The 25,617-nt window shown below is 43.7% G+C and carries 26 protein-coding genes; 4 read left to right on the top strand and 22 right to left on the bottom strand.

The window, feature by feature from the left end; all coding sequences use genetic code 11:
- Window positions 1–2: 2 nt before the first annotated feature.
- The 4 genes from SCB77_RS19710 to SCB77_RS19695 are packed head-to-tail and all read right to left on the bottom strand — an operon-like array spanning window position 3 to window position 4,344.
- Window positions 3–623 carry a response regulator transcription factor gene (locus SCB77_RS19710; RefSeq protein ID WP_320183720.1) on the bottom strand — a complete coding sequence of 207 codons (621 nt, stop codon included), beginning with the start codon at window positions 621–623 and terminating at the stop codon, window positions 3–5.
- Window positions 616–2,637 (bottom strand): tetratricopeptide repeat-containing sensor histidine kinase, encoded by a 2,022-nt coding sequence (locus SCB77_RS19705; protein WP_320183719.1) that lies wholly within the window; start codon window positions 2,635–2,637, stop codon window positions 616–618. Before SCB77_RS19705 ends, SCB77_RS19710 begins: the two co-directional genes overlap by 8 nt.
- A gap of 52 nt (window positions 2,638–2,689) precedes the next feature.
- Entirely contained in the window at window positions 2,690–3,307 is a 618-nt protein-coding gene (locus SCB77_RS19700; protein WP_320183718.1) for a hypothetical protein, read from the bottom strand.
- 11 nt (window positions 3,308–3,318) lie between these two features.
- Window positions 3,319–4,344 (bottom strand): TolB-like translocation protein, encoded by a 1,026-nt coding sequence (locus SCB77_RS19695; protein ID WP_320183717.1) that lies wholly within the window; start codon window positions 4,342–4,344, stop codon window positions 3,319–3,321.
- A gap of 227 nt (window positions 4,345–4,571) precedes the next feature.
- Between SCB77_RS19695 and SCB77_RS19690 the strand changes: the two genes are divergently transcribed.
- The 3 genes from SCB77_RS19690 (at window position 4,572) to SCB77_RS19680 (ending at window position 9,357) form a co-directional block, all read left to right on the top strand.
- Window positions 4,572–7,262: a carboxypeptidase-like regulatory domain-containing protein gene (locus SCB77_RS19690; RefSeq protein WP_320183716.1), complete on the top strand. Its 2,691-nt coding sequence runs from the start codon at window positions 4,572–4,574 to the stop codon at window positions 7,260–7,262.
- 103 nt (window positions 7,263–7,365) lie between these two features.
- Window positions 7,366–8,205, top strand: coding sequence for an SDR family oxidoreductase (locus tag SCB77_RS19685; protein WP_320183715.1), 840 nt, complete (start codon window positions 7,366–7,368; stop codon window positions 8,203–8,205).
- 261 nt (window positions 8,206–8,466) lie between these two features.
- On the top strand, window positions 8,467–9,357 hold the full coding sequence (locus SCB77_RS19680) for a PepSY-like domain-containing protein (RefSeq protein WP_320183714.1): 891 nt from the start codon (window positions 8,467–8,469) through the stop codon (window positions 9,355–9,357).
- 294 nt (window positions 9,358–9,651) lie between these two features.
- Here the strand turns inward: SCB77_RS19680 and SCB77_RS19675 are convergent, their stop codons facing one another.
- The 18 genes from SCB77_RS19675 to SCB77_RS19590 form a co-directional block, all read right to left on the bottom strand.
- The gene (locus SCB77_RS19675) at window positions 9,652–10,557 is read right to left on the bottom strand and encodes a LytTR family DNA-binding domain-containing protein (protein WP_320183713.1); all 906 of its coding nucleotides are present in this window, start codon (window positions 10,555–10,557) and stop codon (window positions 9,652–9,654) included.
- A 495-nt stretch (window positions 10,558–11,052) separates the two neighbouring features.
- Entirely contained in the window at window positions 11,053–11,619 is a 567-nt protein-coding gene (locus SCB77_RS19670; protein ID WP_320183712.1) for an NAD(P)H-dependent oxidoreductase, read from the bottom strand.
- Between the two features lie 137 nt (window positions 11,620–11,756).
- Window positions 11,757–12,413: a hypothetical protein gene (locus SCB77_RS19665; protein WP_320183711.1), complete on the bottom strand. Its 657-nt coding sequence runs from the start codon at window positions 12,411–12,413 to the stop codon at window positions 11,757–11,759.
- A 66-nt stretch (window positions 12,414–12,479) separates the two neighbouring features.
- On the bottom strand, window positions 12,480–13,088 hold the full coding sequence (locus SCB77_RS19660; protein WP_320183710.1) for a hypothetical protein: 609 nt from the start codon (window positions 13,086–13,088) through the stop codon (window positions 12,480–12,482).
- 727 nt (window positions 13,089–13,815) lie between these two features.
- The gene (locus SCB77_RS19655) at window positions 13,816–14,817 is read right to left on the bottom strand and encodes a helix-turn-helix domain-containing protein (RefSeq protein WP_320183709.1); all 1,002 of its coding nucleotides are present in this window, start codon (window positions 14,815–14,817) and stop codon (window positions 13,816–13,818) included.
- 116 nt (window positions 14,818–14,933) lie between these two features.
- Entirely contained in the window at window positions 14,934–15,761 is an 828-nt protein-coding gene (locus SCB77_RS19650) for a hypothetical protein (protein WP_320183708.1), read from the bottom strand.
- Between the two features lie 13 nt (window positions 15,762–15,774).
- The gene (locus SCB77_RS19645) at window positions 15,775–16,284 is read right to left on the bottom strand and encodes a hypothetical protein (RefSeq protein WP_320183707.1); all 510 of its coding nucleotides are present in this window, start codon (window positions 16,282–16,284) and stop codon (window positions 15,775–15,777) included.
- A 51-nt stretch (window positions 16,285–16,335) separates the two neighbouring features.
- Window positions 16,336–17,502 (bottom strand): carboxypeptidase-like regulatory domain-containing protein, encoded by a 1,167-nt coding sequence (locus SCB77_RS19640; protein WP_320183706.1) that lies wholly within the window; start codon window positions 17,500–17,502, stop codon window positions 16,336–16,338.
- Window positions 17,503–17,635: 133 nt separating this feature from the next.
- Window positions 17,636–18,274 carry a hypothetical protein gene (locus tag SCB77_RS19635; protein WP_320183705.1) on the bottom strand — a complete coding sequence of 213 codons (639 nt, stop codon included), beginning with the start codon at window positions 18,272–18,274 and terminating at the stop codon, window positions 17,636–17,638.
- Between the two features lie 170 nt (window positions 18,275–18,444).
- Complete coding sequence (locus SCB77_RS19630; RefSeq protein ID WP_320183704.1) at window positions 18,445–19,161, bottom strand: hypothetical protein; 717 nt, start codon at window positions 19,159–19,161, stop codon at window positions 18,445–18,447.
- A gap of 190 nt (window positions 19,162–19,351) precedes the next feature.
- Window positions 19,352–19,573, bottom strand: a complete 222-nt coding sequence (locus SCB77_RS19625; protein WP_320183703.1) for a hypothetical protein — start codon at window positions 19,571–19,573, stop codon at window positions 19,352–19,354.
- 53 nt (window positions 19,574–19,626) lie between these two features.
- Window positions 19,627–20,433, bottom strand: a complete 807-nt coding sequence (locus tag SCB77_RS19620) for a hypothetical protein (RefSeq protein ID WP_320183702.1) — start codon at window positions 20,431–20,433, stop codon at window positions 19,627–19,629.
- A gap of 22 nt (window positions 20,434–20,455) precedes the next feature.
- Window positions 20,456–21,322: a WG repeat-containing protein gene (locus tag SCB77_RS19615; protein ID WP_320183701.1), complete on the bottom strand. Its 867-nt coding sequence runs from the start codon at window positions 21,320–21,322 to the stop codon at window positions 20,456–20,458.
- On the bottom strand, window positions 21,319–22,128 hold the full coding sequence (locus tag SCB77_RS19610; protein ID WP_320183700.1) for a hypothetical protein: 810 nt from the start codon (window positions 22,126–22,128) through the stop codon (window positions 21,319–21,321). Before SCB77_RS19610 ends, SCB77_RS19615 begins: the two co-directional genes overlap by 4 nt.
- 302 nt (window positions 22,129–22,430) lie before the next feature.
- The gene (locus SCB77_RS19605) at window positions 22,431–22,721 is read right to left on the bottom strand and encodes a helix-turn-helix transcriptional regulator (protein WP_320183699.1); all 291 of its coding nucleotides are present in this window, start codon (window positions 22,719–22,721) and stop codon (window positions 22,431–22,433) included.
- Window positions 22,687–23,064, bottom strand: coding sequence for a type II toxin-antitoxin system RelE/ParE family toxin (locus tag SCB77_RS19600; RefSeq protein ID WP_320183698.1), 378 nt, complete (start codon window positions 23,062–23,064; stop codon window positions 22,687–22,689). The genes SCB77_RS19605 and SCB77_RS19600 overlap by 35 nt, the downstream gene beginning before the upstream one ends.
- Before the next feature lie 200 nt (window positions 23,065–23,264).
- On the bottom strand, window positions 23,265–23,966 hold the full coding sequence (locus SCB77_RS19595) for a DUF1963 domain-containing protein (protein ID WP_320183697.1): 702 nt from the start codon (window positions 23,964–23,966) through the stop codon (window positions 23,265–23,267).
- Between the two features lie 103 nt (window positions 23,967–24,069).
- Entirely contained in the window at window positions 24,070–24,279 is a 210-nt protein-coding gene (locus SCB77_RS19590) for a hypothetical protein (RefSeq protein WP_320183696.1), read from the bottom strand.
- A 156-nt stretch (window positions 24,280–24,435) separates the two neighbouring features.
- Between SCB77_RS19590 and SCB77_RS19585 the strand changes: the two genes are divergently transcribed.
- On the top strand, window positions 24,436–25,287 hold the full coding sequence (locus tag SCB77_RS19585) for a metallophosphoesterase (RefSeq protein ID WP_320183695.1): 852 nt from the start codon (window positions 24,436–24,438) through the stop codon (window positions 25,285–25,287).
- Window positions 25,288–25,617: the final 330 nt, after the last annotated feature.

Raw genomic sequence — 25,617 nt, 5'->3', positions numbered from 1 at the left:
AGCTAGATAAATTTAAGCTCGGAAGCGCGGTGTATCAGCGAGGCTGAATTTGCCACCTTGAATTTTTGTAAGAGATTTCTGCGGTGCGTTTCTACGGTGAGCTTGCTGATAAATAACTGATTGGCAATTTCCGGCGTAGTTTTCCCTTCGGCCAAAAGTCCCAACACTTCTCTTTCACGTGCCGTCACAAAAGGTATCTCCTCCTTTGTCTCCGCCAAGGCATGCTGCATTTCTTTGCTGACAACCTCTTTGCCGGCCTGTACATCTACGATGGCCTGTATCAACTCTGCCGACGACACATTTTTCAACAGGTATCCGGAGGCACCGCTCTGCAACATACGTCTTGCGACACTAGCTTCATTGAGGTTGCTGATGGCAACTACATGAATAGCGGGCCACTTCTTCTTTAGCTGCTCTGTAGCGTCAATGCCATTCATATCGGGCAGGTTGATGTCCATAAGCACCACATCCACGGAACTACTCCCCAAAAAGGCAAGAGCTTCCGTCGCTGTGGCAAAAGATCCCTCTAGCCGGATATCGGCACAGTTTCGTAAAATAAACTCAAATCCACGGAGAACCAAAGGGTGGTCATCCACTATAATCACCGAAATATTGTTAGCCATTTAAATCAAAGTCTATATGAAAAGATGCTCCTTTACCTGGCGCCGCATCAACCTCCAACTGCCCATTGAGCAGCTCTACCCTATTCTTGATATTAGCAAGACCTATTCCGCGGGCAGCTTGTACCGCCTCCTCAAAAAGAAATCCCTTACCATTATCTTCTACCGACAGGTAGACATGTCCATCGTGTTCGCCGCACTGCACCCACACTTTCTCCGCCGCGCTATGTTTCACCGCATTGGTCAAGAGCTCCTGCACAATGCGGTATACCGAAATGAGAAAAGGCTGTTCGTAGTTGGCGCGCAATCCGCTGGCCTGAAACTCGATCGATACCGCACCATGCTCCATGGCTTTGCATAGATCACGCAGGGCGGCTTCAAGCCCCATGTAAAGCAATGACTCGGGCATCATGTTACGTGCCACGCGACGCAGCTCATTGACCGATTGATCCAATTGGTTTATTATCGTGTACAATTCCATATCGGTATCGTTTACTGTTAATTTACGTTGCTCATCGGCAACAGCAGAAAGCTTAAGTTTTACGCTGGCCAACATACCGCCCAGTCCATCGTGCAAATCACGGGCTATGCGGCTGCGTTCTTTTTCCTGTCCTTGCACCATCGCATTGAAAACGCTAATCTGTTCCCGTTGTTTCAGGTTCTTAAGCTCCTGCTGCAGCAAAAGCTCCTTTTGCACGCCTAGACGGCGTCTATTCCTCACCGAGATAAACCACAATAAAAGAAGCATCAGCAACAGGATGCAGGCCAAGCCTACGAAAAAAAGCCAGCTTTGGGCACGCCTTAGCGACAGCTCCTGCGCTTGGTTCTTGGCCTTGGCCGATAGGAGCTCATTTTCGCGTTCGGCCGTATTGTACTTATGTTCAAGATCCAGTATCTTCTGTTCGCCGGCATGTGCAAATACCGTGTCGGAAATCACTTTAAACTTCTCATACCAGTCTGTCGCCAGCTTGAAGTCGCCCATCAGCCTATGTAGGTGGGCAATATTGTAGTAGATGGTCTGCTTATTTCGCAGCAGGGTTTTCCCCTCCACATAGGGCAGCACCTGCAGCAATGCTTTTTTGGCTTCTTCCAATCTGTTCGCGCGCTTATACGTTTCATATTGCCCATAAAGTATGTTGGGCACCAAATCTTCGCTTTGCAAATCCTTCGCCAACTTTAATCCACGTTCAAGATAGTCAAGCGCTTTTTGTACCTGCCCATTTCGCTCCCAATAGTTGGCCTCCGCGGTATAGTAGAGCGGCACCGCACTAGACCAAGGCGTTCGCGCACAAATTTCTGCTGCACGATCCAAGAATTGCCTAGCCGCCTGCATATCGCGCTGAAATACGCTGTTCCGCGCTGCATTCACGCACAAGATCAAGCGTTGCTCGTCACTTTGCGGTTTGCCATCCAATAGTCCAAGGGCTTCCCGGTAGTAGCGGTTCGCTTTTTCGTATTGCTGCAAGTTCATCATGGTCATCGCTACGTTCTGCAGGTTGTTGCCCCATAGTACCGAGTCACGAATAGATTTGGCCATAGGTATAGCCTTGTTCAACAATACATCGACATACTCTTCGGCCTTCCCTTCCCGTTGCAATAGCGCGCCGTAACTTCCCCATAGGCGAACACGGAAGCGAGTAGCCTTTGGATGCCCCTTTGATCTAGACAAGTGATCTTCAGCCTGCATGTACAGCTTCTTGGCCAGCTCTGGATTCAACTCAAAATGCGCCGCAGCACGGTAGAACGCCGAAAATCCTTTGTAATATTCCTGCTCGGCTCGCTTACCCAGTACCTCATTCGCCTCCGTGATATACTTTAGTGCGGTTACGGTGTCATAATCTCCCCAGAAGAAGCTTAATTCCAATAGCGCTTCCGCTTTCTTTTCGTCGTCTTTGAGCGAGTTAGCCTCTCGATAAAGGCTATCTCCATACTGTCGAACATGTTCAGCGGGCTGCGCAAAAGAAAGGCTGTTGAACCACAAGATAAATAGGAAAAGCACATAAAATTTTCGACACATAGCAAATTATTCCATTAGCGGTAGCTCTTGAAAATAGGTATTTTATTTTAAACTAACAATCAGGCACCATGCCCATCGTTACACCTGATGGACTCCAAATCGGCACCAAACGCATTTGACATCCGTCAGTATCTCCTCCATCAGCAACTTTCCGCTGTGTATCGAAATGGAGATCGAGCACCGAGTTTGCAGGAAAAACAGGTGTTGCTTCCAGAAATTCCACACGCATGTGTACACTCGCTCTTTCCCGTTGCAGATCACCACTAAAATCGATTGCTTGCTCCTGGTTTACGATCTTCCCGCTCACTCGTCCATCGTCCACTGCAAATACTTGCGTAGGATCATCAGCACCAGCTCGAAAATTAAGATCTTGATAAGCGCCACGTACTTTAAAATTGATTTCACCTTCATCGCCGAAATCGGCCATGAACAGCATGGATACCGAATCTACCGTCGACTCCATCAGCACGATACGTCCATCTCCTGTCCATTCATAGTTACTCTGTCCGTTCACCAAGCGTATCCCCTTGGCATTGCCGTTGAACGGGGTTCCACCGTAACGTTCCACAAAATTGTCTGACTGATCGTCAGCACTATCATCTTTCGTGCAGCCCAACGCGAGAAGAACGAGAACTGCAAAAACACAGCTTAAAGTTTTAATTTTCATCATGTCTTTCTTTTTTATCGCCAAAGCATCTGTCCACCAGCCGATTCGATTCTATCCTTTCCTTTCCATATGACCGGTATCACCTCCGGAGAATTGGCGGCTACCGGATCAACTTGATAAGGGCCTCCGCTGCTCGGAATAATCTTTAAAGACCACATATAACCGAACGGACCTGTCTGTCGGTATTCCGTACCAATCAGTAGAAACTTTCCATCGGGCGAGAAAACAGGTTCCGCCTCTTTAAAATTACTATTTGTAAGTTGTCTGAGATCTGTTCCGTCGCTTTTCATGCTGTGCAAATGGTTCCCGATCCGGACCACCAGTTGTGTTCCTTGCAGGTTCACCTGCAAATCGCCCCAGTCTTCGTAATCCATCTGTTTAACAACGCTCCCCGAATTGTATGGCGGATCCAGTCGGAGAATATAGTTGCCGTGGGTAAGCAGCAAGCCGTTGTTAGGTAGCCATAGCACCGTTTGATTAAAATCAAAAGACTCGCCATTGATATCGTGTAGGCGGCCAACAAATTCACCATTGCGCTTTAAGATCGTTATGCCATCCTCTTCATCGTTGGAGGTAACCACAATGAGGCTATTATCCGGCGATAAATAGCCTTTACAATAGCTATTCCCCGCCGGACTATTATAGATAAATTCATCCACAATGCTCCCGTCAGACATGTTGCTCGTGGTGAAACGCACATCATACTGCCCCAAGGTGCTGGCATTCACCACCGTCAGTTTCAGTTTACCATCGCGGGAGATATCGAAATTATTAAGTTTGCTGTTGTCGGGTATAAACGCACCGCCCACGCCATCAGGCAAGCTCATCTGTAAGATTCCCTCTGTTGCCCAATCGTAGTATATCGTACCTGACAATTCCCGAGGGTAAGCATCCGGCATATCATCTCCCGGAGCACGATCCTTCGAGCAACCCATCAACAGCAACAACAGACAGGTATAGGTGGCGCATCTACCAAACAGACCACGCCGCTTCGTCCGCGCGTCGCCAAGTCTATTTTTTTCTATCTTCAGTGTATGCATAACATATGTGTTTTTAACAAAATTACCGAATAGGTGAAGCGGCCACAATCCACGAAAACTAGTAATTTACTACGGGGTATATCCACTTCGTTTAGATAGACCGATATTGAAAGGTGCCGTCTTAGCAGAAAAAACATAAATAAAAATTGAATTAACACTTCGTTAACACCTGTGCATACTGGGGTTTAGTAGATTTGGATTATACAAACTGACCCAAACTTAACCGCATGAAGAAAACCTTGCTTTTCATCTTTTTATTCCTAACAAATGGATTTTTACTACAGGCTCAACAGTATGCTTCACTTAACGGAATTGTCGTCAATGAAAGCCGTCAAGCGCTCGATAAAGCAACAATAGCCCTGATACGCGAGGCCGATTCATCGGTTGTTTCCTACACGCTAACCGACAAATCGGGTAAGTTCAATCTAGTACGTATACCGGCAGGGAGCAAGCTTAGCCTCTCCATATCCCATATCGACGGTGCGCCGCACAACCAGTCGCTTACGCTGCAGCCGAAAGAGATCCGTGATCTCGACAGTATCATGCTGGAGAGCAAACGACTCAATGAAGTTGTCGTTACCGCGGCACCGCCGGTGCGCATGAACGCCGATACGTTGGAATACAACACCAATTATTTTAAAACGCGCCCCAACGCCAATGTCGAGGAACTATTGAAACAGCTGCCCGGCCTGCAGGTAAACCTCGATGGCACCATCTACTATCAAGGAAAAGAAGTATCCTCGGTCAAGGTCAATGGCAGCGACTTCTTCGCATCGGACCTGCGGGTGGCCACGCGCAACCTCGACGCTACTTTGGTAAAGACGGTGCAGGTGTATCGCGATCGTGGCGAGTCTAAAAACATCGTTGCCAACGAAGAAGATCTACCAGTCACCATCAACCTCAAGTTTAAAAAAGATTTCCTGCGGGCAAACTTCGGGAAGGCCTATGCCAGTGGAGGCACGCGCGGACGCTATGAAGGAGGCGCCTTGTTCAATACCTTTCGGGATACGCTACAAGTCAGTTTGATCGGCTTCGGCAACAACATCAATCGACAGAGCTTTGACTATGGCGAACTGAGTGAACATGGCGGCATGGCACGCGCCGAGAACTATGGATTCGACAACCTAGGTGGTCGCAATTATTGGGGAGTAGGCGACGATAAAGGTATAGGCTTTAATCTCAACAATGACTGGGGCAAAAAGACAAAGCTAAATATCATGTTTATGCTGGCGCACAAAAACAGTCGCTCATCTAGCGATGGCTTCACCAATTCACGCTATGATGGCGTCACACAATTTGCGGACTACATGAATGAAAATGAACAGCGTAACCTCAGCAATACACTGCGAACCTTATTTCGACACCGCTTTGATAGCACCAGCTTTATGGAGTTTCAACCCACGCTAACCTTATCCAACAATCGCCAGAAGAGCTGGTCCAGCAATGAGATGCGCACGGAAGCGGAAAGACTGACCAGTGATAGCAGCCGGACGGATCAAGACGGGCGCAATTTTTCCTACGCACATAATCTATATTGGGAGAAGGAGTTGGCGAAATCCCATGTGCTATCGTTTCGCAACACCTTTACCCATGGCACGAACAGCTCGGAGGAGGACAGCGAGCAACATGCCACGCTCTTCCAAACGGAAAACCCCGATAACCGGATATGGAGCAGCACCCTCGAAGAGCGGCGGAATGACGACTTCTATCTGTTGGCCAATTATGCCAACAAGTCCTTCAAAAAGTTCAACTTCGAGTCCTTTCTTTCTTTTCGCCATGCGAACGAAAACCCTATCCAAGAGCTTTTTGTTGACCGAAATGGCAGCGGATCCGAGCGTCAACGAGCCTTGGAGAACAGCTTTCGATATACCTATCAAGACTACATCACAGGCTTTCGCATGTTTTTCAATGCCTCGCCAAAGTTCGCCATCAACGTCGGCAACGCCTATCAGATCAAATCGAACCATTTCGATTTTCTCGGGCAGGCCAACAATATCGCCAACACGAAAGGCTATTGGCTCCCTAATATCAACGTGCGCTACAAAAGCTTAAACTTTACTTGGGCAAGGGATTTACAATCGCCACAAACACATGGCATCTTGGTAAACGACTACAATCTCAACCCGCTCTATGTGCGTTTGCAATCGACAGAATTTGACAACGTTGTTGTACAAGACTACCGGTTGACGTTCAACAAATACAACAACAAGCTGCAGCTTGGTCTGTATACCGGCATAAGCATCAACGATAAGAGCGTAGGTGTGCATACTTGGCGCAATGCACAAACGGGGCAATATGTCTCGCAACAATACCAAGCGGGGCAAACGATGACGGGGCAAGTGGGCATGAGCTTCCGTTACCAACTGTTGCAAACACCGGTATGGCAACTGTATTTGTCCAACCAAACCACGAGTTATCGCTATCAACAATACAATTCGATCAATGATATCCCTAACCAGATTACACTTTGGAACAGCCAGATCCAACAAGAGTTCACGCTATCTTGGAAATCGCTGGTTAGCTTGTCCCCTTCCTATACCTTCGGATACAATAAAAACCTCAACAGCGTGAAAGACAATCCCGATTTTATGGAGGCGGCCTACCACACCCATGTGTTCAAACTGGGAGTAAATGTGAACCCCATCAAAGGTTTCTCGCTCGAAACGAGCTACGCTTTGGAAAACCGGGCCAGCGGCATCGATGCGCGTCAGAGCTTTCACATCCTGAACAGCTCGTTCTACTACACGTTAAAGAACCAAAGCCAGCTGAAATTATCAGGTTTTGACATCCTGAACCAAAATATATCAAACTATTGGGGGAACAATGGCAACAGCACCTACTACAGCAACCAGCTTACCTTGCGCCAATACTTTTTGTTTGGTTATGTGCATAAATTCAATTACGTAAAAACCAAATAAGCTTTACGGTAATTGTGTACGTCGACATGGCGCAAATCTATTTTCAAAACGCTACATTTGGTTTCATCGATGGGTAAACAAGATTAAACAAAAAAATTAAGCTATGCAGAAACAAAAAACTTGGTTTATCACGGGCGCCTCCAAAGGATTTGGCTTAGCGCTGACGCAGCTATTGCTTGCGCGCGGCGACAAGGTCGTTTCCAGCAGCCGTAATGTGGAGCAGCTCAGCGCCTCGATATTGGGATATGAAGACACTTTCTTACCGCTGCAGGTCGACCTTAGGTCAGACAAAGCGGTGGCTGAAGCACTGGCCTATGCGCGCCAGCACTTTGGCGACATAGACGTCGTGGTAAACAATGCAGGCTATTGCTTGGCGGGCAGTGTGGAAGAGATCAGTGATGAGGAATTTCGACAAACGATGGATGTCAATTTTTTCGCTACGATCAATGTTATTCGGCATATTATGCCACATTTCCGTGCGCAGCGAGCTGGCCACATCATCAACATCGCCTCTATAGCGGGCTATTTTGGAATCCCGCTGGCCAGCAGTTACAGCGCGTCGAAGTATGCCGTCGTAGGCCTCACCGAGGCCTTGACCAAGGAAGTGTCGCCTTTTGGCGTGAAGGTGACTCTTGTAGCTCCGGGCGAGTTTCGTACAAATTTTATGGAGCAGGGATCCATAGCCTTTGCAGCTGCCCGTGAACCGGAATACGAACTGGACCAGGCAGAAGTAGAATGGGCAGAGCAGAGCGGTAAACAACCCGGCGATCCGCAAAAGCTAGTCAACATACTGGCAGAGGTCGCAGATATGGAAAACCCTCCGAAACGCCTGATACTCGGACCCGATGCCCACGAACTTTTCCTTGCCCAACAGGCAGAGGAAACCAACGAGCTAAAACAGCACGAAGCTTGGAGCCTATCCACAGATTTCGATCAACAATAGACAAAACGGATGACCGAATTGGGGAACAGCAGACCTCCCCAATTCGGCACCTTGCCGTCATTTCCCCTACCTGATAAATGTCGAATCAACATTTTTTTCTGACCGTCAAAAAAACGCTCTAATAGCGCGTCGTCATTGGCTTTGTGCATGACCGTCCTAGATCATTTTTCATAAATCAACGCTGTTCTGCCAGCATTTTGGCCTAAAACTTGTAACAGGCAGCATGTCACAAAACAATTACGTTAATTAAACAACAAGAACATGAACAAACTAATTTCTAGAACTTTCCTTGCACTGTTGGCGACCATCACCCTTTTTAGTTGCAGTAATGACAATGACCTCGGCACGCCAGAGGGAGAAAATATAGAAGCATCGGCCTTGCCACAAGCATCCCGTACAACCTTGAACACCTATTTCAACGATGCTACGGTTACGTCGGCCAAGCGTGCTAGCAGCGCAAACATCTACGGATCTATTTACACTGCCCTATTGAGCAATAGCTTCGAGATAGACTTCGATGAGAATGGGCTATGGACAGAAATCGAGAGCGAAAAAAATCTAGCTATTCCGACGAAATTCTTAGAAGACCAACTACCGGAGGTACAAGCTTACTTGGAGGCAAATTATGCAAGCAACCATGTTGTCGAAATTGAACGTGAGCGTTTTGGCTTCACCATCGAGCTAAACAGCGGCGTTGATTTGGTGTTTGACCGCGACCAACGCTTTGTGGGTGTAGATCTAGATGATGATGACGATGATGAAATTCGTATTCCATTGGAAGAGCTTCCTGAAAATGCGCGTAACTTCCTTTCTGCTTCCTTCGAGGGCGCAACGGCCATTACCGTGAAGAAAGATACAGACGATAACGAAGTTTCTTACGAAGTGTATTTGGACAACGGTATCAAAGTAGAGTTTGATGCGACAGGCAACTGGATTGAAATTGAAAGCAAGCACGATGTAGCAATTCCTGCCGCGGCGCTTCCAACAGGTATTGTGCAGTATATCCTGCAAAACTATCCTGCGTATTTCCTTAGCGAGGTAGAAAAGAATAGCAATGGAGGCTTCTCCATAGAGATCGAGAACCGCATCAATGGTAACGACATCGAGCTGATATTCGATGCGAATGGAAACTTTGTTCGCAGAGACGATTAGTCACTATTACCGCAATTAGCGGTTTTCAAATAATGAACGGCTGCTCCATTATGGGCAGCCGTTCGTATATATGGTCCCTCCCCAGTTAGGCCTTTCCTTACACTAGCGTTTCTTATTGCTATCCTTCCGCTGTACGCTATGGGATCGCACATCGTAGAAAAAAGGGTGCAAGGTGATATCGTGAACTCGAGCACAGTAAAACGATTGGAATGGATCACCTTGCTTCTCCCTTTCTAACCAACAGCAGTTATAATTGGCTTAAATAAAAATCTTGGGATCGGTAATGACAGGCATTCAGCCTGCGCCTATATACCAATTCTTAAACTCTTTGGCAAATCCTCGGCTGACGGTAATCTCATACATGGCCTGCGCTTCGCGGTTGAGCCTGATGAGTAAGCTCCCGTTCCGTCGGTCCTTGTATCCCATAATCACGGCTCTATTAAGGATATAGCGTCGGCTAACCTTGTAGAATTTCCGTGGATCAAGGCGCGCAGCCAACATATCCAAGCTGTAGTCAAAGTCATAGCGTGCGCCCCCCTGTTTTAAGGTGCAGGTTCGTCGTTCGGCCGAGGCCTCGAAAATACCGATATCCTTCACAAACAAAAGTTCTCGGCGAAAGCCAACGCGAACCTCGAGCGAGCGCAGGTAGCCCGAGCCTTCGGCATTTACTTGGCTATCTGCCTGATCTTGCAGGTGCGACAGCTGCTCGTTCGATTCCGCATACAACTTGGCCATAAACAAGGAAAAATGGATAAAAAACCAAATTAAATAGAGCAGATTAATCACAACAATCAGCAGCAAGGTCGCTGGATAGAGGGCAAAAACATAGACCATGGAAACCGTCCACTCCTCGATGATAAGGGAAAAGAAAAAAGCCATCCCCACTGCTGTGGGCACCGATGGTAGCATTACTCCCATAACAAACTGTATCAATAGCCGATGTGGCAAATACAGCAACCAAGGCTTCGCCCTATCGAGACAGGCAACAAGCTGCTGTAGCGTTCCGGAGAACAGGATAATGAACAAAAAAATACCGACGAAGATGATATCTTCAAGACTAGTCCCTTTATCACCCAACACATAGGCGACGCAAAGGCGGTAAAACGAATAGGCGAGTATAAAGCTTAAAATAAACTGTACATAAAATGGAAAGTATGATAGCCTATTCTCTACACAAAATCGGTTAGTTAACTTTTTCAAATACATAACAATATATCAGAACTAAAACAAAATCAAAAATTCAGTGATGCTAAATTAATTAATCAAAGTTAAACAAACAGTAAAATTCGTGCTATAAAAGAAAACAAACCATGAGTGGACATCAAAAATAAGGCTGTACAAAATGCGGAAAGGAAAAATAATCTGTTTAGTATGGAGCGGAAATCGCTTAAACTCCTGAAACAAAAGCAAAACAACAACAAGCTAATTAACAGTAATTTATATCAAAAATTATCTGATAAGCACTGTTCGCAATGCTCATTTGTTGGTCAATAATTTTAAGCGTTAAAAAAAGCTGTTAGGAAGAAACCAAAATATGGGCATGAACGACAGTAGGTAAACAATGTTGTGGAACGAAATAGTTTTTAAAAGGTTAATCCACTCGTGATGGCAAAGCGGCAGCTCCGGAACTATACATGAATCGATGGAAAACATGGAACCGAGATAAGGCCCACTATTGTTGCTGAAGATTCTAAGTTAGATGCCTTTTTGCCCAAATGTGTAGAGCTTCTTCGTCCATTTCTGGCTATATTCATTATCCAAGGTGTGCAAGTGGCCAATGGTGGCGGTATGCACAGGGTTGATGTGCATGCGCTTGAAAACCTCTTTCTTAATGGCCATAAAGCTAGTGGTCTTGTCGAGCATCCACTCTTGAAAGAGGCGTTCGTCCAAAACGGAGACAATTCGTGCCGATCGGCCGTGCAAGGCCTGCGATCGCCAAGTATGAATGGAAGGTTCATTTTGGTTGAACAGACGTTCAAAAAAGCCATTGACTTTCGATGGAATATGCGTGGCAAATACGGGGCAGAAAAGCACAATATGATTTGCCCATAACATTTGTCGCCACGCGGCTTCTAAATCGCTTTCCAACTTTGCAGACTGGCTAGATGGAAACTGCCGGTTGAAATTGAACAACTGGTCGGCGATGGCCAGCTTTCTTACCTGATGATTTTCCTGACGGGCACCATCGACATAGGCAGACAGCAAAAACTCTGTGGCTTCTGTTTTAAACAAATCAGCATTGATAATTAAGATATTTTTCATGCTATTGGCGACCTTGAAAAACCTCCCTTTCTCCCGTTTGTGCTCGGTGTGGCAAGGCTATCCGAGCAAAAATACGATAAACGATTCATTTTTCATGGGGCTACAAGCATTTTAAAATGCGGCATCTTTTATTCGATTTATGGAACAAGCCCGGGATCAAAATCGGCCACCTTGTCAAAAAAATCCGCAATCTGTTGATTAAGATCGTCATATCGCTCTATCAGTTCGTTCATGCTGTCGAAGTACTTTTCCTCCTGCCGCTTTACCGCTCCCAAAACACCTTTAAAATCCTCTAGATCACGATCGAAGGAAACAATATCTATCGCACATTCTTGGTAGCGTTGAAACACTTGATGAAACTGTGGAAAAGCGGTTTCCTCCATCCATTGCTCGTACTGTTGCAAATCGCTATCATATTGATAAAACTGTTGGGTCTCGCGGATGAGGTCTTGCACAAATTCCCCTTGTTGCTGCGGGATATCGTGTAGGAGTTTGCGGAGTTGTTCTTCTACGGTTTGTTTTTCCCGATGCTCGGGCAACATGACGGAAAGCTGCTGCAACATAGACTCGGCCTGCTCAAGCAGTTCCTCCACATCTTCAATCAGCAGCGTAAACGGAAATGCGGCTCTCCTGCCCCGCAGAACCTGTTGTTTGAGTTGTAGGGTACGATCGTGGAGCTCCTGAAAATAGCGCAATGCTAAGGTTTCAAATGCTGGCGCTTTTTTTTGGCGATCAAATCGCAAGATGATCGTCCGTAGCGCATGTTTAGTGTACATAGTTTCTGTTTTCATCATGATTTATCGTTATACTGTCTATTTAACAAGAGGAAAGGCCAGCCCTGGGCCTTTCCTCTTTGCGGATCATACGGCTAGAGCCGTGATGATATCACTGTAGTTGGGCTGGGTGTTGGTTCCCACATAGGACACCCTAAACTCGTAGTGCTTCATCATCTCCAAGCCCTGCACTTCAAGCACCGAGCGGCTGTGCAGCACGGAGGACCATGTTTCCGTGCCGAGTAAGCGGTACTCATAGCGATAGAGGCGCGCATGTTTCCAGCGTCTCACTCGGGCACGCAGGATGCCCGTTCCCACCTGCACGTTTTCCACACGGAGGTTCTCCGCCTTGGGGATCCGATTGATGCGATTAGTGCTTGGACTGCCGGGAATAAAGCCTGCCGCCAAGATCAGCTCTACATCGCCCTCCGCTTGGGCATCTACATACTGTGAAAGCCTGTAGATAGCTTCCTGTAGTGCTTGGCCGGTCTTTCCCTTGACAACCACCGCCCGCTTGTCGCGGAAACTGGCTTCGGCGAAAGCGTTCCGGTAGTTCTCCAGTAAGCTTTCAAAGCTGGCCAAATCGGGTACTGGATCTGTAAAAAGATCCGCATTCTGTCTCATCTTTAGTAAGATGCTCTCTGCATAGCGCAACAGTCCGGTTGCGTCTGTGCTTTTAAAAATTGGTCTTGCCATTTTTTTAAAGTTTTAAGTAAACAAATAATTGCTCTACAAAGATGAGATCGTAAATGCTTAAAAAACAGGATATATGAGCCAAAAAACGGTCCACTCAAAAAAAGTGATTGGCTCATTTATCCTACTTTTCAAGAGATTTCCCTCCTATTTTCCACCTTAAAACTGCCTTTAAATGCCCTCTAAGGGATATTTACCCGCGCCTAAAAAAACTAAAAATAGCGTTTTAAAAATGCTAGCACTTTTGTCAGAAATGCTAGCATTTTTGTTAAAAGTTCTAGCATTTTTGTTAAAAGTTCTAGCATTTTTGTTAAAAGTTCTAGCTCTTTTGTCAAAAGTTCTAGCATGTACAATAGAAATGCTAGCATGTGAAACCTAACATCTAGCATCTCCAGAAAAAGTGCTAGCTCTTTTATCAGAAGTTCTAGCATGTACAATAGAAATGCTAGCATGTGAAACCTAACATCTAGCATATGCGGAAAAAGTGCTAGCTGTTCAACTCGAAGTGCTAGCATTTCTAACTAACATGCTAGCGTTTTTACCTTCTTTGCTAGCTTATCTTGTCCAACAGCTATCCTTTTAGGAAAAGAGGCTAGCTGTTTTTTTGTATCTGCTAGCACTTTCCTTCCTACAGCCAGCATTAAAATCAGGAAGACTGGCAATTAAGTCTCATACTGCACGCGCTGGATACGCTTTTTCGTAGCTAGACGAGCGACCTATTTCCCATACGCTACCTCCTTTTTGCTTTCACCTCTTTGCGTTCTTGACGCGGCGTACGGTGGAAGCGTTTCTTATAATGTATATTCAGGTGGCTACCGTCATAGAAGTAAAGCATCAATGCAATTTGCTCTATCGGTAAATCTGTCCGGTGCTTCAGCAGTTCCCTCGCTTTACGCAGGCGCGCATCAAGCACCTGCGCCGCCAACGACAACTTACGCCCTTCGAAGGCACGATTAATGGTTCGCACGGAGCAATGCAGAGCATCGGCCAGCGTTTCCCGGTCTAACAGCTTTTCCATGCAGTTTTCCTGTATGTACTGCTTCGCGCGGTGGTAAAGCTGTATGTTGGATTCGTCAGTGGATCGCCTTTCAGCGTATGGTAGGCGTTGCGCATAATTAGCGTAAAGCTTCAGATAAAGCTGACCGAGGTGATGCTTTGTCGAAAAGGAGCCAAACTTCATCTTTGAAAACGTATCCAACAGACGCCTGTCCGCGTAGGAAATAGGCACTTCAGGAAGCGGTATCCCCTCTAACTGCTTCGTTAAGTAATCGTTCAGTATGGGAAACTCCATGGTCAACTGCTGCTGTAAGGCCGCAGAAAGACCGAGAAAAAGTCCCCAGTTCTTTTCAGACGAGAGACAGGGATCGGTTCCTTCGACGCGCGTCTTGACAGCAGCCATACGCTCAGGTGCTAGGCGCTCGTATGCAGAAAATATCGTTTGCCCCTGAAACTGTAGGCATAGCCACATCCCTCCTACGCCAGTTGCGCCTAGGTCAATATGCATGTCCTTGCTTAGCGTCCCTTTTACTTCCAGCAACACAAAATCATGATCTGCATACCTGATCACATATAGTTCTTTATCTGAAGACTTTTCGGCAAGATGCTGCAATGCAGCCAAGTGCATGCCTTTGAAGGTATCCCGATGCAAAGGCTTGGAAAAGCTGGACTTTTCCCATATATTGAAAACCTGCTGCTGCTCCGACATCATATAGACCGATAATTGATAAACCAATATAACATTTATTTTCCAAATGTTATAAAACGATATGAATTGATTGGCTATTGCTCGCGCTTTTGATTCGGAATAAACTTGCATAAAAACTCGGCGCTTCGCACGTTGATATTAGATTATTGAATGTTCTCGAATACATCAAATTCTGTTTCGCAATAAGGGCAGTTTGCTTTCCCAAATAAATAGTCGATGCTTTTTTGTAACGATGTGATATTTAACATATGAATATAATAGCTCAGCCATTCGTAATTTTTATCGGCTGTTATCGTTTTTGAAAAACAGGACGGTAGTAGCGCTGCAGGTTGTATAGCATATGCTTGTTGCGTTTTGGTAAACACGGGATCCTCCTTGTAGATTACCAATTTATCAGCTTCATTCCAAAGGGTAAATGTTTCATCGCAATGCGGGCAACTACATTCATATTCTTCATTATCATGATATCGCCACAAAATAGCTGCAACTGGATAAATTTCATACGCAACAGCCAAGGCAAGCAAAAAGTATTTACGTTCGCTTTCGTCTTTTTGTAGGATATCGTTTTCTGCTGAATGGACTATTGCTTTTAATCTTTTAAAGGCTTCTTTAAAAGCTGTTTTTATCTCGTTTACTCGGTCGAGCTTGCATTGGCTGTTCAAAAAAATAGCTTCCATCTCCGCATCGCCGCCATATTCGGCGAACATCACGGTGATGTCGAGCAAAGCCTGTAGTCGAAAATCCCTGTCTTCGGCACTCTCGCAAGTGGCTAAAAGATGTGGGAATGCAGCAAAGGTGACCTGATACAAGCTCATTTGATGGGTAATGTATTCCGTGGTAATTTCTACCAAAAGATCAGGGTCAAAAGTTATTGATAACTCCTCAAGCACTGCTGGTACCTCTGCGGCGTTGCGGAAAGGGCTATCTAATTGTTCCCAAATGGAATGTTTATGTAGTGGCAGTTTTTCCATGTTATCTTTTTGTTTATCTATCGTAATATATTCGGCGACCTTTAACGTCTCCCGTGTAGTCGGCTATATCTCTTCTTAAAATATGTGCACCAAAAAGTAAGCTTAATTGGGTATCCCTGTTTTTCAGGTTGAATTTTTCATTGAGTGCCCAAATCACTTCATCTGTGGTTTGCGGATGTAAAAAATCGGAGCGCTGAACAAGAACAGGAAGATGGTTGACCGTGTAGTAATAAATCCAGTGCATTATGATTCTTTGTAACAAACTTTCTTTTTCCGGTGCCGTTAATTCGACAACCTTGCTCTTCACCATCAGTGGTTCAAAATTAAGGTTAAGGTGCTGGTTAAACTTATTGTAGATTTCGTCAAATTCCTTTTCGTTCAAATGGGCGAATAGAAAACTTACATGCTGATTCTGCACACGAAGTCCTTCATTTTCTTGCGTAATGTTAAACAGTATTGCCGTATCAATAGTCGGCAGGTCTGGTCTAAAAAAATAGATATCGCTGGGATTGTTGGTTATCATTTTTGAGGGCTCATCATTACATTTCGCTATTTCCAATCGTAAACTATTGCTTCAACACGGAAACCACCACAGGATAAGCGATGCTTTTCCATTTCTTAAAAACAGCTTAATCAATCCGTCCGATATCCCATTGCTGTCCTCGCGAAGCTGGATAAGCCAGTCTTTACCTTCTTTATCCAAGGCCGATCGATTTTTAACGGAATTAGGAAAGAGCTTTTGGAGATCCTGCATGGAGCTATGTTCGTCGATACGATTGCCTTTATAGGTAATATAGTGTCCATGCTGTAGGTAAAACTCGCTTACTGCCACTTGCTGATCATGGGTTTCAAAACAAGAACCATTTTTAAAAAGGTATTTATCATCTGGCGCTTCGGTCTCGAAAATAGAGGTACAGGGCTGCTCATCCTTCAATAGCTTGATGCTGTCCGCTTTTCCGAAGACTTCTTCAAAATCTGCATAGGAAAAAAAACGTGTTAGTTTCCCATTAAACAGTATATCCTCTTCCAACATGACATCAACGTCAGGCGCTGTGCTTGCACTAGATGCGGGTACCTCTGCCGCCGGATCACATTGCTTAAAAAGATCAAACGACGCTATTAATGTGCTGTCATACGTTAATATCACAGGGTTCTCCGGATCGTTGGTGATATCGAGCAAGCGTTTGGACGGCCGGTGGAACTCCAGCCAGCCTACTGTATGTTCGGCAAATTTCGGATCGTCAGGATTTTTCGACGCGTTATTAACGACATAAAGCTCAATTGTCAATTTTTCGGGTGCCCTATCACTTAGTCGCACGCGAACGGTTTGATGACCAAATGTTTTAAATGCCTGCGCATTGCTGGACCCTACCATAGCGGTCAACAGCTGCTCACAAGTGAGATCCTTGCTTTCTTCCCGATGCAGCTTTACCTGTGTGGTGTCGCTATAGATGAAATTGTAATAAATCTGCTCGCCTGCTCTGCTTCGTACTGTTCGCACAGTATCCGTTTTATAACCATGCTTGCTGAAAACCAATTCGCCCAACCACTCGGGTGTTCTATCAAGTTTAAAATAACCGTTTTCATCAGTTTGGGTTTTTCTGTCCTTTTTTCCATCTTCCGATACGATCACGCCTTCCAGCGGCTGGTTGTCCTCATCCGTAACCCGACCCTGATAGAAATCGTTGGCACTTTTGCAGGAGAAAAGTGTTAACAGTAGTATGTAAATTAGGTTTTTCATTTGTTTTTCCAGCTTTTGATTTCCATTTTCTTATTTCCACTCGTAAGCTATTGCTTTGGCTATTTGATGGATAGCACTTTTTTCAATCTGTTTTTTGATGTCGGTTGTAGATTCATGGCAATATCATTAATTTTTATATCCCGTCTGCATAGTTTGGATTATCAAACGTCAAATTTCTTGGCACCTCAATGTTCGTGAATTTCCCCCTACTCAGGTTTATTTTCCATAATTTATAGATTTTGGCAATTGTAGGGTTTGCATTGTCTTTATATGCTACCAGATAATTTTTTGCTACCTGGTCTCCATCTAATTTTAGGTTAACGGAAGCGTAATAGTATTTTTGATGGTTTTGGTTTACGATCAGTTCGTCTTTGATTGCAAAGTTTGCCTTTCGCTCATCATCATAGCCCAGCAGTTTTTCTAAAAGAATTTTGCTTTTGCCATTGCCGCATTCTTCCCTGTTTAAGGCATATTGGGAAACAGCATATTTTTCATTTTCCGATGTTGTCTCTATTAGGGTTCCGAAACATTGGTGGAGCTCATATTGGTTTAATTCCTGTGTAGTTTTCCCAATAAATACGCTATCCAATCTATCTTTTTTAATGGGTTTTACAGGCACTTCGTTTAGAGGCGCTGAAGGCGATGGGTTTTGATGTTGCGGAGCAATCCTTTCTAGCTGCTCCTTCTTTTTTTCTTGCGTAGAATTTTCGATATCTCGACAACCTGTAACCAGCAATAGGGCTAGTAAGACGATGTGGGTGTTTTTTATCATGGTAGTTGCTGTTTTAAAGTGTTACAAAGCAGCTTGGTTTAGCAATGCTCATTCTTCATAGACTAGGCCTTTTAGAAAAAAAAATCGCTAGACAACATCGTTAATATCTTGTTTATGCTAAGCAAATCGTTTTGTCATTTACCATATCAATACAATAAGAAAGCTGTGGTTTAATCGATTGTATAATACTGTTTGAACCAGCTATCGAAGGCCTGCTTATATTGCGCTTGTGCGACAGTAATGATCTTTGCAGGATCTTGAATTTGTTTTAGGTTATACGCACCACCCAGCCATTTCAGATATTTTTCGAGATCCCTACTTTCCTGGTAGCTGTCGTCTTTATAAAAATAGACCTTGTCAAATTCGACGGAAACTTCGACATCAACAGTGATTAACTGCATCAGCTGTCGTATGTTTTCAGCTACAACATGTGTTCCGCCTTCATCACCAAACACCACAATGGGCATTTCGTGAATAGGTTTTACCGTGCCATCATGCCATATGGCATAAAAAGAGCCTGTACCGTTTGCTTGTGCAAAAGGATGCAGTTTTTCTAAAAAAGTAGGATCCTCACTCCAGCTTTTGAGTCCCTGTTTATCATCAATCGTGACGGCAAACCCATGCACGTAAAACTCCGGAGCAGAGACATTGTTTTGAAATTCAATCAACTTCTCCAGTTCGGTTGGAACTGTTGTCGATCCCCAGTTCTCCTTAAATGCTTTGATAACCATATTTTCAAGATTGTTACTATGTGTGTCTGAAATCTGATCAACTTCCCTTTGCATTTGATCTGAAGCCCAACCAGCCTCTTTTTTTGAGCAGCCGCCACAGCCGATGAAACTTAGCGTAACGGTTATATATCCTACGATGACCAAGGTTTTTATCATTTGCCTGTTATTCATATCTTAAATCATGTATTAAAATAGAATGGTGTGTATTTCAATTCTTACTCGTCGTAGATAGCAACATCTTTTTCCCAAATTTTTGAGTACCAAATGGGCATAGCTTCCAACGTGTTCTCGCGCGTTCAATAAACAACTGTCCCAGTTCATACGTAGCCGCTGCTAACTTTCAACTTTATAGCAGGACCTCCCCTGCTGCTATTTCATTAATCAATTGCGCAATGGAGGATGTAAATTCTTTATGATACATGGGTAGGACATGAATTTTTCTGCCGACCAAAATCTCATCATTGTCTTCCCAAACGGGATGGATATGCATCGAGACGAATGTGGCTTCTTGAACAGCCGTTAAGGCATGTTCAACATAATTGGCCAAATTACTATTGAGGAATTCCATATTACTTTTATTTTATAACTGTTTGATCTACACTTACCATTGAAAATGATTAACTATTGCTTCTCAAAAACCTTATTAATAACACTGTGTTCATAGCGGTTAAGCCTGCCCTCATCGATGAGCTGTAGGCTATTGCTGGACATCTTAAATTTCAGACCGGTAAAATCGTAATAACTCCAATACGCACGGGTATAAAAATGAAACGACGAGGAAGGTGTTTTATCCAAGTCGAAAAAATAACTGTTGTTGGGATTTTCTTTGTCAACGATTAAAAGCTTATTACTTTTAGGCTTTGTGACGAGCGCATATTTAAACAGCAATAGGGTATCTTTTTCGGCCTTGAGGTATTTGGGGCTTTCCAAAGACCGAACTTCCTCGATGGTCAGTTTCTCAAATCCCCTAACTGTGAGCTCGTATGCTAGGTAATAATCGGGCTCGGCAATATTGTCAAAATAGATTTTAACCGTATTCTCCTTGAGCTTTTCATGTGTTGCGTACAAGGGTAAAAACTCGGTATTGGTTGTCCAACCTTTTTGCGTGTCTATCTCTGAGGGCATTGCAGACAATAAAGTAAGTGTGTCATTTTGGATCGAAAATTTTCCTCTTGAGTTATAGGTATATCCCACATCTTCACCGGGCTTTGGTGCATATTCCTCGTCATACCAATAGGTCAAATGCTTAAAATCTAAGGTTAATTCATTGGTGCTGTCGCTTTTATATTTTACCGTTCCCTGCTTCATTAAATTGGTTTCACTTTTACTATTTTTTGCTTTTTCTGTATTGCTCCCACAAGCCAATAGCAGCACGATGCAAGCAACAGCCATCTTTAACATTGCACAGGTATGCGTCATCATCTTCATTGTCAAAGGAATAAACAGTTATTTAATCCATGCTTTTTGTGCCCTCTTTTGGCACCTCTTTTCTGTTCAACAGCTTTCCATCCATGGTATAATTATACTCAATTCCATCTTTGCTGCCCACAATCTTTCCCTCATCAAATGTTAAACTTTCAAATTCGAAAGGTAATATGGGTTTTAAGTTATGGTCGAGCAGCCCGTATTGGTTATTCTTCTTGGCAATTACCGAAACCTTGCTTACCCCAATTAAGTTCATGGTGCTAAGTGGTACTACCCATTCATTGCGCTGATTGATGACTCCATTTTTATCGCCGATAGCTACAATGGTCAAAAATTCGTTCTTAGCTTCGTCTATCAACATATCACCTAAGAAGTAATCGTATTGAAAGGGAATAATCGGTTTCCCTGAAGGGTTGAGGATGGCGTATTTGCCATTCCGCTTAACGCTTATCCAGTTCTTGCCTTTTACTTCCAGTTCCTCATATATTATGGGAATGAGCACTTCGTTCTTTTCGTTTACGGTACCATAACGATTGTCTTTTATCACATAAATAACACCGTTGCTTACCCCAACAAAGCTGTAGCCGCTGCTAAAATCGATGATAAAATTACCTTTGCTATCAAGCAAGCCATATCTTTCGGTATTGGGAATATGCGCTTCTTTTCTTCTGCCATTGGCATCGTACTCGTGCTCGGCTTTGGAAACCATATAATAGCCATCGGTGTAGTACGAAGCGCTACAGAACTGCGGCTTCACCACATTTGTTCCGTCTTTTAGGTAATAGCCAAGATAACCCGCTTTTCTATCGTTAACGGGAAATAGCTCGGGATCGCTTTGTGCATTAGCTGATTGCTGTAACAGTAAAATCAATATGGAGAGTAGTGTTTTCATTTGCTTTCTTCTTTCAGAAATTTGGCGCTGGTAAAAGCAAATTTTTCAATGACATTTGTTAGGCTTTCTTTTTTATCGCTACCAACCAGAAAATCAATGCCCATTCCCGCCCTGAGCCACCCCACAAGGTCTAGTTCTTCGCTGATAAAAATGGTATGTTCGTAGTGCTCAAAATCGGGCAACCTGAGCATTGTGCCTTTAAACAGTTCTTCTGCTTTGTTGTCGCGTTTGATACCTGTTATTCCTTTCACCTTCGTTTTGATAACATTGGCTTTATTGGCGATGATGACATTGACATAAAGCGAGGTTAATTTTTGAAAGAGCGGCATATCGTCCTTTTGCCAAAACCAGTCTTTTTGGTAATATAGCCCCCAGCCGTTAATCAAGTCTACACCGTAAAGGGCTTTTTTTTTTTTCTTTAAGCTAGCATAAACCAGAACGTCGGTTTTAAACCAGTCTTCCTCTGTGTAATAATCTTTGATGATGACGTCTTTCTCTATCCAAAAGTCGTTTGTATGGAGCAATTGAAAATCATGTAGCTTGAGGCTCTCTTCTTTTAAAGCTTCGGTGCTATTGCCTATGAAGGCATAAAGCGTTTTAATTTCGGCAGGAATTTTAGAGCCTAACTTCTGCTCCAACAATTTTAAATCGGCTTGTGCGATACCCACTGTTGGCAAGAATTTAGAGAACAAGCGCATCCATTCGCTCATTTTTTCGATGTCCTGCTGGTTCGCCTTTCTGTTTTTGAAACGATTTGGCGTATGGTTAATCAACTCTTCGACGGTTTGAAATGCTAGCTCCCCCATAGGTTTTTGCTTACACGACCTATCAATTTAATGATTGTCATGTCTTCGGTTTCGTAATAGATTAAACAGTAGTTCGGTAATGATCTACGTAAGATATTACGTCAACAAGTGTGCCTTTTTTTACGAATGACAATCTATTACCTACACCTACACCATATCATCTTGACGAACTAACCAAAATCGTGTCCTTGTACTCCATGCTTCTTAAAATACCTTTCGATCTCTTCGTTTTGCACGATGTATCACTTCCCCTATTCACGAGAAAAAACGATCAGTTTGCCCACACCAAATGTTTGCGCATACTATACTTCAATTGATATTTTCACTTTTCCGCCTAAGCCTTTTTCGACAATATCAAATAAAGTCTTTAATGTCAAATTACTTCCGTTGTTTTCTACTCTAGAGATGTACTCGCGTTTTTTGTCCACAAGCTTTGCAAGCTCTGCTTGTGTTAGATTTTTATCTTCTCGCGCTTTTTTCAATAGTAATCCAATCTTAAAAGATTCAGCTACTCTTTCCAATTCATCCCTTCTTTCCGAGCCGACTTCTCCGTAGACGTTATCTTTTATATTTTTCCAGCTTTTGATTTCCATCGCTTTGTGCTTTTTGTTCGTAATATTCTACCTTAATTTTCAAAGCCTTTTTGATTTCGCTTTTTGGCGTTTTCTGTGTCTTTTTTTGAAATCCATTCATTAAAATAACCAGCCTATCTCCGTCAAAAAAGCAAAATACCCGCCAAATGTTAGAACCAAGTTGAATTCTTGCTTCGTAGAGTCCACCCGTTCCGGTTAGATGTTTTAAGTAATTTGAAGGAACACGTTCAAGTGTCTCGGTAGCCTCCATAATTTTAAAGATCTTGTCCTGAACGTTCTTTGGTTGTTCCAACAGAAAATCCTCAAAATAAGTTTTAAAAGCTATGACTTCTCTTACTTTCATTACACAAAGGTAATTTAAAAGTTACCTTTTAACAAGTTTTACGAAGCCCTCTATTTAAAAATATTTACGTGGCCTTTTAGAATAAATATGAAGCGGTACAGAACTGCGGTTTCACCACCTCTCCGTCTTCATTGCTAAAATCTTCCTTGATGTAGCCTAGATTACGCTCGTCAAAGCCTTTTAGACTCGTCCGATATTCTTTAGGATTGTCCCCAAGCAAATTCACAACGATCAAAAACCAGATTTTTCAAATCGTCCTTTGGAATTGTCACACTAAAAACACCGTCGTCGTTAAAGCCGGCCTCTCCAACCTGTAACAGTAAAACTCTTTCCGAAAAGGCCATTTTCTCAATTTCTTTCTGCTCGTACTGGCAATGTGTATAAATCCCAAATATTTTTGATTTCTCCGTTCCCGCAAAATAATCCCAAGATTGGCCATCTTCCTCATCGCTATCTTCGCGGAAACGCTCGGCCAGCGTTTCTGTTTCGGCAAATATATTATCGACTAGGACACCGGAGAAGAAGTTATCTTCATGTTCCCTAACTGTTCGTATCAACCTTTCATTCGGCACATCAGCATATATCACCTTTCCGGTATCCGTGAACAAGTCGGCAAAGAAAATAAGCTGTCCGGTTTTGGGCAGGAGCCCCGACGCGTCAAAAGGCGAAAATTTAGCCAAATCCAGTTGACCTGCAAATCTCAATTCTTGCGGATGCTCGAAACCTTCGGGCAAGTCTATCACCGGTCCACCGTAGCGAGATTGGCCCAGCGCAATATCCACTTCCGTATGTTTTACATAGTTATCGGACATCCAATCTTCATGTTCCATGGAGGCCGGATAGTATTGTTTACCATCGGGCGTAAATCGTATAATGTCAAATTTTGTTTCGATTCTACTCATAAGTCATTCCATTTAGGCACTTCCAGTCTATCTGCTTGTTATTTCAAAAAGTTATTCAACAAACGTGCCTCTTTTCCAGTAGATACATTTACGGTCGTATAGATTAAGAAGGATTGAGCTGCATGCGGAGATGATAATCAGGGTTTGAAAAGTTATTTAGATAATGGTCACCATTGTGCGAAATAAGCACCCAACCATCTTGTGTAGCCAGCTGGTCAATGTGCAACAACTGACTTTCAGTTAAATCTTTGGTATCGATCTTACTATGACGCTCTTGCCCGTAGGTACTTGCCAGCGCAAAAAAATAACGCAATCGTTAAAAAGTGTTTTTTCATAAATCAAGCTTATAGGATATGTACGAAGTAAAAAACGTTCCGAAATCAAATTTGTTTAGCTTTTTTTATTATAGATCAATACATAGATCGCATTCCAAGATTTTGCCTAAATTAGGTTCATCAGCTTAAATGGTATGAATCGTCAAAAACTTCTGAAAAAAGCGGGATGGCTAAGCTTGGCCTTGGCTGTGCTTATTGGTCTTTACACTTGGCAAATTGAACCTGTATGGGTTGACTTTACGAGACAGGACATGCCTATCCGGGCACTTCCGCCGTCGCTCGAGGGCAGTACACTTGTACAAATTAGCGATTTCCATATTGGCGATCGCGTAGATAACAACTACGTTATCAGCACACTGAAAAAGGTGGACGCTATGAAGCCGGATTTTGTTGTCTACACCGGCGATTTCATCAGTTTGGTCGATGGAAAAGCGCCCTACGCCGCGCTTCAGCAGATCGTTGACCATATGGCCTTAGGAAAATATGGCACCGCCGCCATTTTAGGCAACCACGATTATGGCAAAAACTGGAGACAGCCCGAAATTGCCGATACAATTTGCAGCATGTTGGAAAAGAAAGGAATCCGGATGCTCCGCAATGCACGCGTAAGTTTCCATGGTTTACAGTTTATAGGTATTGATGATCTTTGGGCCAGCAACTTTTTTCCAGAGAAGGTACTTACACAAGCCAATCTGCAAATGCCGACAATAGTCCTTTGCCACAATCCGGATGCCAGCGATCTTCCCATTTGGAACGGTTACAATGGATGGATTTTAGCTGGGCATACACATGGAGGACAATGCAAGCCTCCTTTTTTGCCGGCACCCATATTACCGATAAAAAACAAAAATTATGCACAAGGGCTAGTCCAGCTCGAAGGTGGTAGAACCCTGTATGTCAACAGAGGCTTAGGTCATTCCATAAAAGTACGATTCAATGTGCGTCCCGAAGTGAGCATGTTCACCCTACGAAAAGCAAAAGGATAGTAAGGCAAGCACGGGCTCATGAACAACGTATTTATACGTATCCAATACAATATATACGATAACACATCGAAATTTCACGGAAATGCAATGTGAAAAATGCTTTTTTCGACTTTTCGTACAATTTTGGCATAAGCTTTGAAAATAGTTTATCAACAGAATGTAATATTAAACACTAATACACAGCCATATGGAAACTATAGAATTACAAGCAGCAAAACTAGGATTAGAAAAGGGCTACTATCTATTATTGATGGCCATTTTGGAAGAATCCAACGAAAAGCAAGAGCTTCATCAAGCTTCTTAAGAACAGCACAAACAACTATTCTTTAT

Source organism: Sphingobacterium bambusae (genome assembly GCF_033955345.1).
In the GTDB taxonomy this organism is placed as follows: domain Bacteria; phylum Bacteroidota; class Bacteroidia; order Sphingobacteriales; family Sphingobacteriaceae; genus Sphingobacterium; species Sphingobacterium bambusae.
Note: the sequence above shows the minus strand (reverse complement) of the source record. Positions and strands in the feature narration are given on the sequence as shown.